18 protein-coding genes and 1 tRNA gene are annotated in these 17,345 nt (G+C 67.0%); 5 read left to right on the plus strand and 14 right to left on the minus strand.

The features are described from left to right. The first annotated feature begins 15 nt into the window (after positions 1–15). On the plus strand, positions 16–420 hold the full coding sequence (locus AC3A6J_RS05675; protein WP_487858934.1) for a GFA family protein: 405 nt from the start codon (positions 16–18) through the stop codon (positions 418–420). Between the two features lie 10 nt (positions 421–430). Here the strand turns inward: AC3A6J_RS05675 and AC3A6J_RS05680 are convergent, their stop codons facing one another. From AC3A6J_RS05680 to AC3A6J_RS05725, 10 genes are all read right to left on the minus strand, one after another. Beyond that, positions 431–643, minus strand: a complete 213-nt coding sequence (locus AC3A6J_RS05680) for a hypothetical protein (protein WP_487858935.1) — start codon at positions 641–643, stop codon at positions 431–433. A gap of 107 nt (positions 644–750) precedes the next feature. Beyond that, on the minus strand, positions 751–999 hold the full coding sequence (locus AC3A6J_RS05685) for a hypothetical protein (RefSeq protein ID WP_487858936.1): 249 nt from the start codon (positions 997–999) through the stop codon (positions 751–753). Between the two features lie 101 nt (positions 1,000–1,100). Further along, entirely contained in the window at positions 1,101–1,526 is a 426-nt protein-coding gene (locus AC3A6J_RS05690) for a DUF6766 family protein (protein ID WP_487858937.1), read from the minus strand. 96 nt (positions 1,527–1,622) lie between these two features. Further along, positions 1,623–2,003, minus strand: a complete 381-nt coding sequence (locus AC3A6J_RS05695) for a hypothetical protein (RefSeq protein WP_487858938.1) — start codon at positions 2,001–2,003, stop codon at positions 1,623–1,625. A 118-nt stretch (positions 2,004–2,121) separates the two neighbouring features. Continuing rightward, positions 2,122–2,197: transfer RNA gene (locus AC3A6J_RS05700), tRNA-Asn, on the minus strand. A 91-nt stretch (positions 2,198–2,288) separates the two neighbouring features. Next, a complete protein-coding gene (locus AC3A6J_RS05705) occupies positions 2,289–4,415 on the minus strand; it encodes a TonB-dependent siderophore receptor (RefSeq protein WP_487858939.1) in 2,127 nt (708 codons plus the stop codon). Then, positions 4,412–5,353, minus strand: coding sequence for a thiamine phosphate synthase (thiE, locus tag AC3A6J_RS05710; RefSeq protein ID WP_487858940.1), 942 nt, complete (start codon positions 5,351–5,353; stop codon positions 4,412–4,414). The genes AC3A6J_RS05705 and thiE overlap by 4 nt, the downstream gene beginning before the upstream one ends. Next, complete coding sequence (locus AC3A6J_RS05715; RefSeq protein ID WP_487858941.1) at positions 5,350–6,159, minus strand: thiazole synthase; 810 nt, start codon at positions 6,157–6,159, stop codon at positions 5,350–5,352. The genes thiE and AC3A6J_RS05715 overlap by 4 nt, the downstream gene beginning before the upstream one ends. 15 nt (positions 6,160–6,174) lie before the next feature. Next, the gene (gene thiS, locus AC3A6J_RS05720) at positions 6,175–6,378 is read right to left on the minus strand and encodes a sulfur carrier protein ThiS (protein WP_487858942.1); all 204 of its coding nucleotides are present in this window, start codon (positions 6,376–6,378) and stop codon (positions 6,175–6,177) included. 5 nt (positions 6,379–6,383) lie between these two features. Beyond that, complete coding sequence (locus tag AC3A6J_RS05725) at positions 6,384–7,487, minus strand: FAD-dependent oxidoreductase (protein WP_487858943.1); 1,104 nt, start codon at positions 7,485–7,487, stop codon at positions 6,384–6,386. A 35-nt stretch (positions 7,488–7,522) separates the two neighbouring features. Here AC3A6J_RS05725 and thiD point away from each other — a divergent pair, with 35 nt between their 5' ends. After that, positions 7,523–8,404 (plus strand): bifunctional hydroxymethylpyrimidine kinase/phosphomethylpyrimidine kinase, encoded by an 882-nt coding sequence (thiD, locus tag AC3A6J_RS05730; protein WP_487858944.1) that lies wholly within the window; start codon positions 7,523–7,525, stop codon positions 8,402–8,404. Here thiD and AC3A6J_RS05735 read toward each other — a convergent pair. Further along, entirely contained in the window at positions 8,337–9,707 is a 1,371-nt protein-coding gene (locus AC3A6J_RS05735; RefSeq protein ID WP_487858945.1) for a purine-cytosine permease family protein, read from the minus strand. The two genes, thiD and AC3A6J_RS05735, sit on opposite strands and share 68 nt — an antisense overlap. A 584-nt stretch (positions 9,708–10,291) precedes the next feature. Next, the gene (locus tag AC3A6J_RS05740) at positions 10,292–11,116 is read right to left on the minus strand and encodes a PIN domain-containing protein (RefSeq protein WP_487858946.1); all 825 of its coding nucleotides are present in this window, start codon (positions 11,114–11,116) and stop codon (positions 10,292–10,294) included. Positions 11,117–11,321: 205 nt separating this feature from the next. On the opposite strand from AC3A6J_RS05740, the gene AC3A6J_RS05745 reads away from it, so the two are divergent. The 3 genes from AC3A6J_RS05745 (at position 11,322) to AC3A6J_RS05755 (ending at position 15,147) form a co-directional block, all read left to right on the plus strand. Then, positions 11,322–12,524 carry an ImmA/IrrE family metallo-endopeptidase gene (locus AC3A6J_RS05745; RefSeq protein ID WP_487858947.1) on the plus strand — a complete coding sequence of 401 codons (1,203 nt, stop codon included), beginning with the start codon at positions 11,322–11,324 and terminating at the stop codon, positions 12,522–12,524. Between the two features lie 12 nt (positions 12,525–12,536). Next, on the plus strand, positions 12,537–13,019 hold the full coding sequence (locus AC3A6J_RS05750; protein WP_487858948.1) for a hypothetical protein: 483 nt from the start codon (positions 12,537–12,539) through the stop codon (positions 13,017–13,019). A gap of 202 nt (positions 13,020–13,221) precedes the next feature. Beyond that, complete coding sequence (locus AC3A6J_RS05755) at positions 13,222–15,147, plus strand: adenylate/guanylate cyclase domain-containing protein (protein ID WP_487858949.1); 1,926 nt, start codon at positions 13,222–13,224, stop codon at positions 15,145–15,147. Here the strand turns inward: AC3A6J_RS05755 and AC3A6J_RS05760 are convergent. Beyond that, complete coding sequence (locus AC3A6J_RS05760; protein ID WP_487858950.1) at positions 15,121–16,083, minus strand: PDR/VanB family oxidoreductase; 963 nt, start codon at positions 16,081–16,083, stop codon at positions 15,121–15,123. The two genes, AC3A6J_RS05755 and AC3A6J_RS05760, sit on opposite strands and share 27 nt — an antisense overlap. Beyond that, positions 16,080–17,345, minus strand: coding sequence for a Rieske 2Fe-2S domain-containing protein (locus tag AC3A6J_RS05765; protein ID WP_487858951.1), 1,266 nt, complete (start codon positions 17,343–17,345; stop codon positions 16,080–16,082). The genes AC3A6J_RS05760 and AC3A6J_RS05765 overlap by 4 nt, the downstream gene beginning before the upstream one ends.

The raw sequence follows: 17,345 nt of genomic DNA on the forward strand, positions 1-17,345 counted from the left end.
ACACGAGGACACGCCATGAAGAAGACCTATAACGGAAGCTGCCACTGCGGCCAAGTGCAATTCCAGGCCGACATCGACCTGGCCGCGGGCACCGGCAAGTGCAACTGCTCGATCTGCACCAAGGCACGCGGCTGGGGCGCGATCGTCAAACCCGGCGCCTTCCGGCTGCTCGCGGGCGAACAGGAACTGTCGGTCTATCAGTTCGCTACGCACAGCGCCGAGCATCTTTTTTGCCGCCATTGCGGCATCCGCCCGTTCGGGCGCGGCAACGTGCCCGAGATCGGCGGCGCCTACGTGAGCGTCAATGTCGCCTGCCTCGACGATGCCACCCCGGTGGAGTTGGCCGAGGCGCCGGTGATGTACATGGACGGTCGCCACGACAACTGGTTCGAAGCGCCGGCCGAGACCCGGCACCTCTGAAGCGCGCGGCTCAGGAGGGCTTGTCGCCCGTGCCGTCGTCGCACGCCTTCTGCGCGTCGAGTTCGTCCTTGATCGAGCGGTTGCCGCGCAACGCGAGGAAGAGGGCGACACCGAGAACAAGGATTGCGATCACAGCCACGATGCCGCCGTCGAGCGCCCACCACCAGAACAGCCCGCCTGCGATGAGCAGCAGCGCGATGATGAGAAATGATTTCAGTTGCATGGAGGCCGGGCCGGTAGTACGTAGGCGGTAATGTACGCGGCGTTACTGTTTGTGGCCCGGCCGGGGCCGCTGGGACTTACCCTCTTTTCGGCATTTCTCCAACTGCGCTAACGGTTCTCGCTGTCGTATTCGTGTGAGAGCTCGCTCCGTCCTTCGGGTGTTATGCGCTTGACCACTGCAGACTCGTAGTCCTCGAAGGCGCCGTGCAGGTCGAGCGGCGGCGAGATTTCCGCTTCCACACAGCCCGCCGCCTGGAGCACGGCAATGGCTTGGATCACCCCGCGATCGCGCACATGGAGCGGGAAGCTGGCCCGCTCGATCTCGAGCAGGTATTCGATCGGTGTTGCGGCGCCCATGTGCAAATAGTGATCAGAGCGATTTGGTACGGGCCCAGGTGTTGTCCGATGGCCCTTGTGCGGCCGGCCCTACAGATGTCGGCGGGAACCTGCCGGCCGCCTCATCTCCTGACCCCGTCTTCCGCCATCCGCATCCAGCGGTGGTCGGTATGCCTGCCTTCGTATTCCTTGTCGATCTCGTCGATGACCTGGTCGGCGTTCTTGGGATCGACGGCCGCAAGGATGGCATCGATCTTCGCTTCGATCCGGTCATCGCCCTCCTTGGATTGCGGCGAGCCGACCCACAGCAGGAAGGCCAGGCCTCCGATCTGCCAGATCAGCTGCAGGAACTCCGACTGCCAGTTCTCCAGCGTGTCGCGCCCCATCTGGAGGGCATAGCCGCTGAACTCGATTGCGTGGCCGAACTGCTTCTGCTCGTCCACATAGGATAACCAGCCGAAGATCCAGTGGCCCACCAGCGAAATGAGGAAGAAGCCGAGGGTCACCCAGCCGTAGCCGTAGAGCTTCCAGATCGATCTGTTCTTCATTGTTGTTGTCCTTGCGATGTTGCTGAACACCGCCAGTCTCTCGCCGCGTCGAGCGCGGGTTGGAGGAAACAACCTGAAGTTGTGCGCCGGGATTTCCTACGGCCCGCGAGGCGCTGGGGCGGTGTCGCCAACCGCTCGGCGCGCGCAGACCTCGAACCGCCATGCGGCGAGGCCAGCGGCAACGAGGCTCAAGGCCCACGACACGCCGAGGTACGCGTACATGAGAAAGGCCAGGCCAACCTTCAATATGGATGCCCAGATCGAGGTGTCGTCGCCAACCATGTAGAACTCGGCCAGCGCGATGACGCCCCACCACACGGGCAGCGGCAGCGCCGTGACGCACAGGCCGTAGAAGAGGGTGGCAGCCATCGGCCCGATGCGCCGCCGGGCGACGGCCATCTGCACGATCAGGAACAGCACGCCGCTCAACAGCAGGGGTGCGGCCAGGCCGAGAAGGATGCAGTAATCGAGGACCATGCCCGCACTGTAAATTGCCAGCGAGGCGGCGACGCCTGACGATGGATGAGCCGCCCAAATGAAAATGCCCCGCCACCTTTGGGGTAGCAGGGCATCCAGGAACCGCGAGGGTTTGTTTTGGCTCCTCGACCTGGGCTCGAACCAGGGACCTACGGATTAACAGTCCGGCGCTCTACCAACTGAGCTATCGAGGAACAAGCCTCAGATTATAGCGTGGTTTTTTTGAGGTTTTGAGCAGGCGAATGTGGCCGCATAAATTTCTTAGAATTTTTTCGGGGCCCGCGGTCAGAGCGACACGCTGAGCCCGAGCCGCAGCGTGCGCGGCGCCCCGGGGAACAGATAAACATGGCCGAACTGGTAGGGCGACTCCTTCCAGTAGCGCCGGTCGAACAGGTTGTCGATGGCGATGCTCCAGCTCGTCTGCATGCCGCGCACCCGGGTTTCGTAGCGCAGCGCGGCATCGACGCGGGTCCATGACGGCAGCGCGATCGAGCCGTCGGGCAGCACGTTGCGCTGGCCTTCGTGCGAGAGTTGTCCCAGTAGTTCGAGGCCCGGCATCGCAGCCACGCGATAGGCGGCCTGCGCGCGCAGCACCTGCTTGGGCACGTTGGTGGGGCGTTGTCCGTTGGTGGCGGGCTCGTCGATGCTTCCATGGCGCTTGGCGTCGATCAGCGTGACGCTGCCGCCGAGCCGCCAGGGCCCGGCTGACCACTGCGCGCCGGCCTCGAGCCCGCGGTGCACCGCGCTGCCGTCGTAGCGGCCTTCGCAGGGCGTGGTGCCGAGCCGGTTACAGGCGTCGAGGTTCGTCATCGGCCGGCGGATGTCGAACCAGGCGAGCTGCCAGTTGAACGTATCGGTGCCGCCCTTGAGCCCGAGCTCCCATTGGCGCGAGGCCAGCGCGGGCAACGCTTCGCCTGCATTGGCGTACTGCGATCCCTTGTTCGGCACCACCTGCGACTCCACGCCCTTGCCCCAGCTGGCATAGGCCAGGAGGCCGGGCTGGATGGCGTAGCTGGCGGCGACCCAGGGCGTGGTGATGCCGTCCCGGTAGCCCGTGGACCGCGTGCCATCGGTGCGGACGCTGTCGCGGTCGAGCCGCGTGTGGCGCACGCCGAGCCAGGTGGTGAAGCGGCTGTTCCAGCGGATCGCATCCTGCACCGAGAGCTCGGTCGAACGCTCGTCGCGGTTCGTGTTGGCATCCGTCAGCGTCGGGTCCGGCGGCACCACGGCGGTGGCCAGGATGTTGCCGGTGCCGACGTAGTTGTAGGCCTGGTCCTGGAAGCGGTTGCGCACGCGGCTTGCGAGCAGGCCGAAGCCGAGTTCGTGCCGCACGCTGCCGGTGGTGAGGTTGCCCTTGAGGTTCAGGCTGCCCGCGGTCTGGGTGCGTCGTTCGTTCTCGCTGCGGAAGTCGTAGAAGTCGAAGCTGCCGTCGCTGCAGTAGCGGTCGTAGTTGCCTTCGGCGCCGCAGCCGAAGGCATAGGCCAACCGGTCGTCGGTCTTGAGGCGCTGCTGGCCGAGCTGCGCGCTCCAGCGCCAGTCGGCATTGAGTGCCTGGCTGAAGCGCACGCTGCCGGTCAGCGCGTCGAATTGCGAGGGCTGCGACCAGGGCTGGTTGTTCAGGTTGATCTTCGGGTCGACCGGTGGCGGCAGCGTGTGGCCGAGCAGGCTGAAGCCGTTCTGGCTCGGCTGGGTCTTGTGGCTGCGCTCGATCTCGAACTCGAGCACCGAATCGCGCGTGATGCGCCAGTCGCCCGCGAGCGCGAACAGGTTGCGGTGGCCGTCGAGGCTGTGCGCGAGCGGCTTGAGGTTCTCGCCCGCGACATTGAGCCGCCAGCCGAACTCGCGCCGCGTGCCGAAGCGCCCGCCCAGGTCGAGCGCGCCGAGCACGCTGCCGCGGCTCGTGGTCTCGATGCGCACGTTGCGCAGGTCCTGCTCGGTCGGGCGCTTGACGACGTAGTTGACCAGCCCGCCCGGCGCGCTGGTGCCGGCCTGGATGCCACTCGTGCCGCGCAGGATCTCGATGCGCTCCTTGTTGTCGAGCGCGATCGTCGTCTCGGCGCTGATCGGCAGGCCCTCGCGCCGGTAGTTGTAGCGGTTGTCGAGCACGAAGCCGCGCACGGTCAGGTAGTCCCAGTAGCCGGCAGAGTTGTAGGCGTCGGTGACCGAGGCATCGAACTGCGCCAGGTCCGACAGGCGGCGCGCGCCGCTCGCACGCAGTTGCGTACTGTCGATCACGGTGGCGGAAAGCGGAAGCTCGCGCAGCGGCACGTCGCCGAAGCCGCCGACCTCGGCCTGCGGCGCGGCGGCGCCTTCGACGACGGTGATCGCGGGCAGTTCGGTGGCGGCTTGCTGTGCCTGTGCGCCGCAGGTGCCGGCCAGCAGCCACAACGCTGAAACGGCGGCGGTCTTCATGCCGCGGCGCTGCCGAGGGCTGCCATCCATTGCGTCGCAATTGCCTCGGGATCCTCGGCCGCGACCAGCGCGCGCACCACGGCCACCGAGCCGACGCCCGTGGCCAGCACTTCGGGCAGCCGCAGCGCGTCGATGCCGCCGATCGCCACCTGCGGGTAGCCGCGCATCAGCCGCGCATAGGCCTCAAGGCGCGCCACGCCCTGGGGCGCGGTCGCCATCTTCTTGAGCGTGGTCGGGTACACCGCACCCATCGCGATGTAGCTCGGGCTGACCGCGTCGGCGCGCACCATCTCGGCGTAGCCGTGCGTGCTCACGCCGAGCCGCAGGCCCGAGTCGCGGATCTGCCGCACCTGCTCGAGTGCGAGCGCATCGAGGTCTTCCTGCCCCAGGTGCACGCCGTAGGCTCCCGCCGCGATGGCCGCCTGCCAGTGGTCGTTGATGAAGAGCAGGGCGGCCGTGTCGCGTGCGGCGTCGACGGCGGCCTGCACTTCGCGCTCGACCGCCGCCGCATCGTCCGACTTGAAGCGCAGCTGCACCGTCGGCACGCCGGCACGCGCCATGCGGCCCACCCATTGCGCGTCGGGCAGCACGGCGTAGAGGCCGAGCTTTTCGGGGCAGGGCGCGAAGGCGTCTTCGCGCGCCGCGGGCGGAAAGGGGCGCAGGCCGAAGTCGGCCGGTGTGCAGGGCCAATGGTCGGCGTCGAAGGCGCTTGTTCGCAAGGTCTGGGCCTGCCACGCGCGCGCCAGGCATTCGGCGTCGACCTCGATGAAGCCGAGTGCGGTGCAGGCCTGCTTGGCGCCGCGGTACACCGGCGCGTCGGACGAGAAATGGCTCGCCGAGACGGGCGCGGCCGTGGCGGCGCCGAAGCGCAGGCCGTGGGCCGCGACGATCGCATGGGCGACGCTGCGCGCGTCCGGGGTGTGAGTGGTGGTGGTCATGTTGCGTGGTGCCAGAAAGGGGTGCCGAGCACCGGCGTGCTCGGCTGGGCGGCGTCCTGCGCCGCCATCGCGCCCGCGCGGTGGGCGGCGCGGCCGGCCTGCACCGCGTCGGCAAAGGCGCCGGCCATGGCGACCGGGTCCTGCGCCAGTGCCACCGCAGTGTTGAGCAGCACGCCGTCGTACCCCCACTCCATGACCTGGCAGGCATGCGAGGGCAGGCCCAGGCCCGCATCGACCAGCATCGGCACGTCCAGCCGCTCGCGCAGCAGCTGCAGCGCGTAGGGGTTGACCGGCCCGCGACCGGTGCCGATGGGCGCGGCCCAGGGCATCACGGCCTGGCAGCCGACGTCGACCAGGCGCTGGCACAGGACCAGGTCTTCGGTGCAGTAGGGCAGCACCTGGAAGCCGTCGCGGATCAGCTGCGAAGCGGCATCGACCAGGTTCAGCGTGTCGGGCTGCAGCGTGTAGTCGTCGCCGATCAGCTCCAGCTTGATCCACGGCGTGTCGAACAGCTCGCGCGCCATCTGCGCGGTGGCGATCACTTCCTGCACGCTGTGGCAGCCCGCCGTGTTGGGCAGCACCGGCACCGCGAGCCGGCGCAGCAGCTCCCAGAAGCCGTTGCCGAGCTCGCTGTTGCCAGAGCCCTGGTTGGCCGTCTGGCGGCGCAGCGAGGCGGTGAGCATGGCCGGCTTCGCGCGCTGCACGGCGGCTTCGAGCAGGTCGGGCGACGGGTAGCGCGCGGTGCCGAGCAGCAGCCGGCTCTGGAAGGTCTGGCCGTAGAGCACCAGCGGGTCGTTCGTGGTCATTTCTGTTGTCTCCATTCAACCGCCCGTGACGGGGCGGATCACTTCAATGCGGTCGCCGGCTTGCAGCGCGCGCGCCGCGTAGCCGGAGCGCGGCACGAATTCGCGGTTCACCGCCACGGCGAAGGGCGGCACGGCTTCGATCGCCGCAACGGCGTCCACCAGCGTGGCGCACTCGGGCAGTGCAAAGGGCTTGTCGTTGATCAGGACGTCGATCTTCATGGTGGTCAGGTCTCCAGGCCGAACTCGCGCGCGAGTGCAGAGTGCCCGTGCACGAGCAGTTCCATCGCGCAGTCGAGCATCGCCGGTGCGATCATGAATCCGTGGCGGTAGAGCCCGTTGATCTGCAGCACGCGCGGATGCGGCCGGCGGATCGCGGGCAGGTTGTCTGGCAAGGTGGGGCGGCATTGCGCGGCGATCTCGAGGATGCGCGCTTCTGCGAAGCCGCTGTGCACCGCATAGGCGGCGCTCAGCAGCTCGAGCGTGGAGCGCACGCTTGCGCTCGACATGTCGTCCGATTCGATCTCCGTCGCGCCGATCACGAACACGCTGCCGGGCTTGGGCGCGATGTAGAGCGGATAGCGCGGATGCACCAGCCGCGTGGGGCGCTTGAGCGCCACCTCGGGCGCATGCACGCGGATGACTTCGCCGCGCACGCCGCGCAGTTCGCGCCACTGCGGCCGCGCACCGAGGCCGCGGCAGTCGATCACTTGCTCGGGCTGGCCGGCTGCGCCCGGCGAAAAATCCTCGGGCGCGCGCGGCGACTGCCAGTGCAGTTCGACGGCGGGGCACGCCTGGAGCGTGGCGAGCAGCGCCGCCAGCAGCGCACGGTTGTCGAGCTGGCCTTCGCCCGGAAGGAACAGGCCGCGTGCAAAGCGCTGGCCCAGCGACGGTTCGAGTGCAGCGATGCCTGCGCCGTCGAGCGCCTGCATCGGTGCGAGCGCCGGCACGTCTTCGCCGGTGCGCGCCAGCACGCGCGAAAGCCGCGCCGCCTCGGCAGCGTCCTGCCGGTGCCAGAGCACCAGCGTGCCTTCACGTTGGAAGAACACCGGTTCGGCCAGCGGCGCCAGCAGCTCGGGCCAACGCGTGAGCGCGTAGTGGCCCATGCGCACGAGCGGCACCGGCGCCACGGCCGATTCGGCCAGGGGCGCGAGCATGGCCGCGGCCACGCGCGCGGCCGAACCTTCGGCTTGCGGGCCGCCGGCTTCGTGCAGCGCGACCTGGCAGCCGGCGCGCGCGAGCGTGACGGCGAGCAGCCGGCCCATCAGGCCCGCGCCGAGGATGGCGACCGAGCGGAACGGCAGTTCGGCCGTTGGCAGGGGGTTCACCATGGCCGAGCCCTTCCGCGTCGCCGATAATTTTCGGCATGACCCACCAAGCACCCACCGACGCGCCGCAAGCGCCCCTGCGCTATGCACGCGTGCTCTCGATCGCCGGCTCCGACAGCGGCGGCGGTGCCGGCATCCAGGCCGACCTCAAGACCTTCGCCGCGCTCGGCTGCTACGGCATGACGGCCATCACCGCGCTCACCGCGCAGAACACGCTCGGCGTCTCGGGCATCCATGCTGTTCCGCCCGCCTTTCTGAAGGCGCAGATCCAGGCCGTGGTGGAAGACATCGGCGTCGACGCCGTCAAGCTCGGCATGCTGCACGCGCCCGAGGTGGTCGAGGTTGTAGCCTGGGCCATCGACCACTACCGGTTGCCGAACGTGGTGCTCGATCCGGTGATGGTGGCCACCAGCGGCGACCGCCTGATCGCGGCCGAGACGGTGCAGGTGCTGGTGCGCGAGCTGTTCCCGCGTGCCGTGGTGGTCACGCCCAACCTCGACGAAGCCGCGCTGCTGGTCGGCCACGCCATCGGCGGCATCGATGCGCTCGACGGCGCTGCCGACGAACTGCTGGCGCTCGGTGCGCAGGCGGTGCTGCTCAAGGGCGGGCACCTGCCGGGCGAAGAAGTGGTCGACGTGCTGCTGCAGGCCGGCGGCGCGCGCCGCCGGCTCGCGTCGCAGCGCATCGCGAGCCGCAACCTGCACGGCACCGGCTGCACCTTGTCGTCCGCCATTGCGGCGCACCTGGCGCTCGGCCTCGCGCTGCCCGATGCGGTCGAGCGTGCACGCGCCTACATCCTTGGCGCGATGGCCGCGGGCGTGCAGGTGAAGACCGGTGCCGGGCATGGGCCGCTCAACCACGGTTTTGCGCCAGTGCCGATGCACCGCCTGCCGTGCCCGGCACCGGCTTCGGCCGGCTGATCCACGCCATCAAGAAAGTGGCCGCCAGCGTCGGCAGTGCCGAGCCGAATTGCGGCGCCCATTTGGCGCATGCGTGGTACGCCGCGATGCCGCCGATCCAGATCAGCGCCGCACCCAGGTCCACCCGGCGCAGCGACGAAGCCACCGTCTGTCCCGTGCCGAGCCGCCCCAGGATCACGCCGTAGAGCGGCACGAACACCGAGCTCAGCATCAGCAGGAACGGTTCGAGCGAGTGCATCGGCAGCACCAGCGCAAGGCCCGTGCACAGCACGGCCAGCAGCAGGCCCCAGCGCCGCACGCTCCAGCGCGGCAGCAGGCTGTGGGTCGAGACCGAGCCCGAGTACACGTCGCCATAGGCGTTGTCGAGCTCGTCGACCAGGATGAGGCCGAGCGCCACCAGCCCGCCCTGCGCCAGCAGCAGCGCGGTCACGAGGCCGGTGCCGGGCTCGGCCACGCTCACCACCATCACGCCCAGCGCATAGCACCAGATGTTGGCGAGCGCATAGCCCAGCCAGGTGCCGCCGAAGGCGCCACCCAGGCCGCGCCCGTTCAATCTGCGCTTGCCGTGGCGCGCATAGTCGGCCACCAGCGGCAGCCAGGAGACCGGCATCGCGATCACCAGGTCGATCGCGCCGAAGAGCCCCATGCCGCCGTTGCCGGCACGGCTCCAGAAGACGTCGAAGCCCCGCGCCTGGAGTTCGGCCGCGAACTGCCACGTGAGCCACAACAGCGACAGCACCACCAGCGGCAGCCCGAAGCGGCTGACGAAGCGGCGCACCAGCTTCACCATCGAGCCCGCGAGCAGCGCGAGCAGCACCGCGCCCCAGAGCAGCGTGGCGAGCGCGCCGCCCAAGGCGCCGTCGAGCGGCAGCCCGAAGGCCTTGCCCGCAATGGCCTGCGTGCCCTCGCGCATGATCACGAGTTCGAAGGTGGTCCAGCCCACGAGCTGCACGATGTTGAGCAGCACCGGCAGCCGCGCGAAGGCGCTGCCGTAGGTGGCGTGCATCAGCCCCGCGCTCGCGAGCCCGCTCTCGCAGCCGAGGCGTGCGGTCCAGGCCAGCAGCGCAGCGCCGATGCCCGAGCCCACCACGATCGCGAGGGCGGCATCGCGCGTGCCCACGGCCGGCACCAGGTAGGCACCGACCTGCATCACCAGCAGCCCGACGCCGAGGCTGAACCACAGCGCCGCATGGTCGTGCCAGCCGAAGACGCGCTGCGAAAGCGGCAGCGGCGTGAGCGCCTCGTTGGGCACGGGCCCGGTGCCCGTGGGTCCGGTGTTGTTGTCGTCGTCGGTGCGTGCCATCCGTTTGCTCCATGCAAAAGGTTTGGCAGGTGGGCGGTGTCCGGGCGGCGCGGGCCCCGCGCGAAGAAAGAACGCGAGTGGCCGCCAGACCAGCTTCCCTGCGCGAGGATTATCTCGGACCGACTACTGAGGTAAATCGGCCTAAGTGCTTGATATAAAAGGGTTTTCCTCTCGGAAAACTTCCCTGCATAGCAGGCACAAACAGGTTCAAAGGGACTTTCTCAGCCGGCCCCTGCGGACCAGCACCCCTAGCGGTACACGGCAGCTTGTCGCCGTGCGGTCACGATTGTAGTCACCGTATGGCATGCGCGCGGGCTGTGAAGCTTCTTGGCGACAAGCGTTGACGCACCGAGACTCGTTCACTGCACAACAGGCGCGTCAGCCTCCCTGGCTCTCAGGAAAAGGCATCTGTGGCGAAACCGACGCACCTTTCACATTGGACGAAGAAGCAGGCAATTGAGCCTCGCCTTTCACTTCGGAGAGGGAGCCATGGATCTTCCGGGACTAGGGTCGGCGCCGCTTTGTTTTTCTTCGGTTTGAGTACTTCGTATGAAGTTTTATCAACCCGATTTCTTCACCCCGAGTTAGCCCTCAACATGATCAAATTCATCGGCGGCCGAAGGTGGGATCTGAGCAAGAAGCAGTGCTTCTTCCTCTTCCATTTCCTGTGTCACGGCTGCGTGGACAGTCTTTAGGCCAACGGATAGCTTGTCCGTCAGGATCAGCTTCCGTCTTATCCCGACGCGCTCCTTGAACTCTTGCCGCAACCAGTCGTTCAAGAATGATTGGCCGCCCTGGATGACCCCGTAATCCGTGTCGCGGGTGACGATGACCACATGCTTACCAGTGTCGGCCGCGCACCGCACTATCCATTCCCAGTTGATCGCATCGCCCATGGATGTGTCACTCGACTTGCGCGGCGGGTATCCAAGCTTGAAGCGCTTTTCAGCGAGTTCACGCACCTCGAAACGAACTTCCTTAGCTCGATTCAGGTTCAGGGGCGATTGCCGCCGGAAGAGCCGCTGCAAAGTACGGTAGACAGGATCGTGATGCGTCGGATCACTCAACACCTTCTTGAGTTTTTCCGTCACCACTTTTCTCTTTTCCATGATCAGGCCCTGGTACTTCTCGATCATCTCGACTGCCTTGGCGTCCGCGATCAAGGCAGGTGGTGTCAGCTTTGACCAGTCGGGTGCGGACGAAGAAGTGATGTAGTCCAGCAGAACCTTCTGTCGGTTCCGCTTGTATTCCATCTCGACCTGCGCGCCGATGATGAGCCGATCACGGCAAATTTCAAGTTGCTCAAGGTAGCTCGTGCTGACATCAGATTTTCTGATCCGATAGAAGTCCAACAACACATTGGTATCTACGAACAGCAGTGTGTCGAGTACGGGGTTGGGAGCAGCCATTTTGTTGGGCGTGATGGTCTTATTTGGTCGAATCGACAGTCCGACTACGGCGAGGACGGTGCCGATGACCTGCCACTCAGAATCTGCCGAAGTCGTCGAGGGAGCTTAGCAAGTGACGACGGCCTAGTCGGCAGGGCTGATGAAGACGCGGTATCCGGATCGTTCAGGTTACCCATGGAAGGTCGGACGTTTGGCTACTGTCCAAGTGAACACCAAAAAAAACAACAGTTTGCGATTTTGTGCAAGTCGACGTATGATCGCAAACATGTCGATTGATGAGCAGTATAGAACCCCCGGACAGTTGATAGCGGCGTTGCTGGAGCAGCGGAGCTGGACCAATCGTGTCCTTGCGATTGTGCTGGAGTCAGATGAGACGGGCGTCAGCAAGATGATCGCTGACAAGAAGGCCGTGACTCCGGAGATTGCGATTTCTCTGGAGGAAGTTTTCGGGGTCCCGGCCGAGCGATTCTTGGCATTGCAGCGTGACTACGATCTGGCAAAGGCGCGACTCGTCGCTCGTCCGAACCCGAAGCGCGCTGCCCGTGCTCATCTTTTTGGTGGCCTGCCGGTGGCCGAGATGATCAAGCGCGGCTGGTTGAATGTTAGCGATGTGCGTGATATGCCCGCGGTCGAGAAATCGCTCTCTGAGTTTTTCGGAGTGAGTTCGGTCGAAGAAATCGAAATCATGCCGCACGCGGCGAAGCGCACTGCGATATCAGCGGATGCAACGCCAGTGCAGTTGGCATGGCTGTACCGGGTCAAACAAATTGCCTCCGAGATGATCGTGGCGAAGTATTCACAGACCAGCGGGTTGCGCGCGATTGAACTACTCAAACCGCTTATGTCGGCCGCTGAAGAAGCTCGCAAGGTGCCTCGTGTGCTCGCTGAATGCGGCATCCGATTCGTGATCGTCGAGTCACTTCCATCTGCCAAGATCGATGGCGTTTGTTTTTGGCTCAATCCCAGCTCGCCCGTAGTCGGTCTGTCGATGCGCTTTGATCGAATCGACAACTTCTGGTTCGTACTGCGGCATGAATTGGAGCATGTCCTGCACGAGCATGGAAAGAGCGAGATCGTGATTGACTCGGAGTTGGAAGGGGTAAAGGCTGGGACGGACCAGTCCGTCTCCGAAGAAGAGAGGATCGCCAATATTGCGGCATCAGAGTTCTGCGTGCCGCGCAAGACGATGGATAGCTTCATCGCTCGGAAGGCGCCGATGTTCGCCGACCGCGACATTCTTGGCGTGGCCGCGACACTCAAAGTTCACCCAGGACTAGTTGCCGGTCAACTTCGTTTTCGGACCGGTCAATACAACCGATTCGCCACTCACTTGGCGAAGATCAGATCAATCGTGACCCCTAGCGCTGTCGTCGACGGCTGGGGCGATGTAGCTCCAGTTGGAATTTAAAGGAGGTTAGCCATGGCGAAAAAGTCTCAAGAAATGCAAGGCATCATGAAGCGCTACAAGGAGACGACCGGCAAGTCGTCTGTCGACATGCACGACGTCGCGAAGTACGCGGTTTCCATGGGCTGGCCTCTGCCGAAGCCGAAAACTGCGTTGGAGCGTCTGGCCGAGCAGTTCTCGGGTGCAGCGCGCGAAGAAGTTCGACGCGACGAAGTGACAGGAAGACCCTATCGCGCAAACCTCGCAGTGACAACATGGCAGGGAAGTCAGCAAATAACGCTTTGGACAGATATTGATGAAGCGCCCCGCAATATTGCTCACCGCTCCTTCCAACAGCGACGCGAACAGATGGTCGGTGATGCCGTCCAACTCACTTTCGACGTGATGCATTGGAATCGCGTGAACGAAAGTGAAGAGCCGATCACAATGGAAACGGACCTCAGCGATGACGTGCAATGGCGTCTCAATGGACCGGGAGACAACGAGAAAGCCGCGTAGTCGAGAACGCCGTGTTCAATGTTCGAAAGCCCGCCTTGCGCGGGCTTTTCGCATGCCCGAGTCCTGTCCAGAACGCCTTCACTATTCCAGGAGATGCTAGGCGCTGTCGACGGGCCGTGCCGGCCGCCGAACGCGACGCCGACCGGTATTTCCCCGGGGACGCCGGGCGGGAGACAATCCGTCCCGACGAGCACCGCCCCGCATGCCAGACCGATCCAGCCATCCCGCGCCAGAGACCACCGAGGCCGCCCCCGTGCGCCTGCGACGCTTCAGGGTCGACGTCGGCACCATCATCTGCCTGGTCGCGCTGGTGCAGTCGCTGCTGCTGGTGGCGCTCGGCTATTGGGGCGCGCAGCGGCTGGTGTCGCGTGTCGGCGCTTCGGCGCACAAGGTGAGCCACGACCGCGTCGAGGACAACCTGCTCGCGTTCCTGGCCAAGACCCAGGCGGTGGTGCATGCGATCGGCGATTCGCCGAGCCTGCATCCGCTCGGCGAGGACGGCGAGCGCAGCGCCGAGCTGCTCTGGACCATGCTGGAGGAGGCCACCGAGCTCGACAGCATCGGCGTGGCGAGCGACGACGGCCACCTGCTGATGGCCGAGCGCTATCCCGAAACCGCGATCCGCAAGGTGGTGCGCGACAGCGGCTTCAGCACCGAGACCTGGGAGTTCAAGCCCTCGCCCGACGCCGAAGGCGGCAGCGCGCGCGAGCGCTTCGCCACCCGACGCATCGAGGCCTTCCGAAGCGACCACGACGTGACCGAGCGCGACTGGTACAAGCGCGCGCTGGAGGCGCCGCTCCCGGTGTGGACGCCGCCGTTCCACCTGGCCGAGGACGAGGAGCTCGGCGTGAGCTACGTGCAGCCCGCGCAGCGCACCGACGACGAGGGGAACGTCCAGCGGCTGGTGGTGGTGGCGCACCTCTCGCTCGGGCACCTGTCGCGGTTGGTGCGCGCATTCGGCAGCCGCGGCCCCGGCGACAGCGTGCTGCTGAGCGACGACCACCATGTGCTCGCGCGCAGCGACCACACCGATCCCGTGCGCATGCTGAAGGCGCCCGAGGGCGGCATTCTCGGAGCGGTGGACGCCTACATGAAGGCCCACGGCATTTCGTACAACGTGGAGGACGAGAGCTTCTCCCTCGCGTACGAGGGGCGGCGCTACCGTGTGGAGGCCTCGCACATCGGCGCGACCGGCTGGGAGCTCATCAGCTGGGAGCCCGAGGACGCGCTGCTCGGCGACCTGAGGCGCCTGCTGCGCTGGGGCCTGGTGCTCACGCTGGTGTTCCTGGTGCTCGCGCTGCTCATCTCGCTGCGGCTGTCCAAGCTCGTGACCACGCCGATCGAGAAGCTCTCGCACACCGCGCGCCGCATCGGCCGGCTCGAACTCGACGATCTGCCGCAGGAGCACAGCCGAGTGCTCGAGATCCAGCACCTGAACCAGGCGCTCGACGACTCGGCGCGCAGCCTCAAGGCCTTCAGCAAGTTCGTGCCCGTGGGCGTGATCCGCCAGCTCATCGCCCAGGGCCATGCGCTCGCGCCCAGCGGCTCGCCGCGCCGGGTGACCGCGATGTTCACCGACGTCGAAGGCTTCGCGGGCATCTCCGAGTCGCTGCCGGCCGATGTGCTGGTGGCGCAACTGACCGAGTACTTCAACCTCGCGCAGCGCGTGTTCGCGCGCCACGGCGGGGTCGTCGACAAGTACATGGGCGACGGGATCATGGTGCTCTGGGGCGCGCCGCTCGACCTGCCCGACGCGGAATACCGTGCTTGCATCGCGGCGCTCGAACTGCATGCCGAGATGACCCCGCTCAATCGCCGATGGCAGGCCGAGGGCCTGCAGGCCTTCCGCACCCGCGTGGGCATCCACACGGGCATGGTGATCGCCGGCGTGCTGGGCTCGAGCGACCGCCTTGCCTACACCGCGCTCGGCGACGTGATCAACGTCGCAAGCCGCATCGAGGGCGCCAACAAGCACCTGGGCACGCGCACGCTGGTGTCGGAAGCCACCCGTGCGGGCCTCGGCGACCGGTTGCCCACGCGCCGGATCGAGGGCCAGGTCGAGTTGCGCGGGAGGCAGATGCCGATGGTGCTGTACGAACTGCTAGAGGTCGAGCAGCAGCCGGGCTGAGCGGGCCCGCGAGCAGCAGGGCAGGAACCGGTCGTTGGCCGCCTGTTCGGCGGGCGTGAGATAGAGGTCGCGGTGCTCGATCTCGCCGGCCAGCACCCGCGTGAGGCAGGTGCCGCACACGCCCTGGGCGCAGGACAGCGGGATCTCGATGCCCTCGGCCGCGAGCGCGTCGGCCACGCTGACCGTGGCGGGCACGCGGATCACCCGGCCGCTGCTGCGCAGCGCGACCTCGAAGCTGCCTGCGTCGTCGCCGACCGGGGCGGCGCCAGCAAAGTACTCGAAGTGCACCTGCGCGTCCGGCCATTGGAGCGCGCGCGCGGTGGCGCGCACTGCGTCGAGGAAGCCCTGCGGCCCGCAGACGTAGAGATGCCTGCCGGGTCCCGGATGCGCGAGGGTGGCCGCGAGGTCGAGGCGCTGTTCGGGCGGTCCGTCGTCGTGGTGGAAGAACACCTTGCCTGCGAAGGCGCTGTCTTCCAGCCGCCGCCGGTAGGCCGTGCGCGCGGTCGTCCGGTTGCAGCAGTGCAGCGCGAAATCCGCATCCAGCGCGGCCAGCCGCTGCGCCATCGACAGCAGCGGCGTCACGCCGATGCCGCCGGCGAGCAGCAGGCTGTGGGTGGCGTCCTCGGCGAGCGGGAAATGGTTGCGCGGCGTGCCGATCTGCAACAGCGCGCCCTCGTTTACCGCGTCGTGGAGCGCGCGCGAACCGCCGCGCGAAGCCGCATCGCGCAGCACGCCGATCTCGTAGTGCGCGTCCTGCGCGGGCAGGTTGCACAGCGAGTATTGCCGCACCAGGCCGCCGGGCAGCGCCACGTCGATGTGCGCGCCCGGCGCGAAGGCCGGCAGCGGCCGGCCATCGGCAGCGACCAGCCGGAAGCCGGCCACGTCTTCGGCTTCCACCGTCTTTTGCGCCACCCGCACCGGGATCGCGAGGTTCACTGGTGCACGAGGAAGTTGCCGGCCTCGAACTGCACCGGGGGCGCTGCGGGATCGAAGCTCACGCCGGCCGGGTCGCGGCCCTCGCGCAGCGCGTCGAGCTGGCGCTGCAGCAGCCGGCGCAGCATGACGATGCCGCGGTCCGAGGAGGCCAGGTGTTCCTCGGAATGCGCAGTGATCGCGCCCTGGCTCACCTGCGCCTCGTAGTCGCCCGGAAAGGCGCGGTGCTCGGCTTCGCTCAGTTCCTCCCACAGCTTGCCGTTCAGGCGCGAGCGCACACGGGCGAGATCGCCGGGGTTCTTCACCCGGCCCGCGGTGTAGATCCGGAAGCTGTGGTCGTCGATCGGCAGCACCCAGCCGATGGACTCGACGCGCCCGAATTCCGCCACGCGCGGATTCGGCACCACCCGCAGCGTGGGCAGTACCGGGCCGGCCACGCGGCGGAAGACGCTGCCGTCCTCGAGCCGGCGGACCGAGGTGATCAGCACGCCGGTCTCGGTGCTCTCGAATTGCACTTCGGGCATCTGGCCCATCAACGCCACGAACTGCGTGCCGCTGAAGCTGCCGTGCAGCACCGGCACATGGAACGGATCGGCCACGTTCTCGTAGTGCTGCAGCCAGTTGCACGGAATGATCTGCGGCCCGCCGCCGCCAATGCTGTTGCCGTCGGCCTCCAGCGTCTCGCCCTCGCCGAGGGTTTCGAGGCAGTCGTACCGCGGCAGCACGGGCTTCTTCTCGGGCGGGCCGAGATAGGCCCAGACCAGGCCGTATTGCTCCTGCACCGGGTACCAGGGCTGGCGCACGCGCCCGCGGCTGCGTGCGCCGCCCTCGGGCTCGCAGGGTTGGTCGACGCAATGGCCCTCGACGTCGAACATCCAGCCGTGGTAGCAGCAGCGGATGCCTTCCTCCTCGACGCGCCCGTAGTAGAGGGAGGCACCGCGGTGCGCACAGCGCCAGTGCACCAGGCCCGGGCGTCCCTTCCTGTCGCGAAAGAGGATCAGGTCTTCGCCGAGCACGCGCACCTTGCGCGGCGTGTCGCTCGCGTCCGCGGCCAGGCCGACGGGGTGCCAGTAACGGCGCAGCAGCTCGCCCATGGGCGTGCCGGCGCCGACCTCGGTGAGCTCCGGCCTGTGGTGCGGTGGCTTCCGGCCGTAGGCGGTGCCGGTGTCGAACGAGATCGGCTGCCAGCCGGGGTCGGAGGTGGCGGCGGGGAGGGTGGGCGAAGCGGAAGGCGAGGTGGCAGAAGAGGTGGCGGAAGAGGGCAT

The sequence above is a fragment of the Variovorax sp. Soil_C_39 genome, from assembly GCF_057656815.1.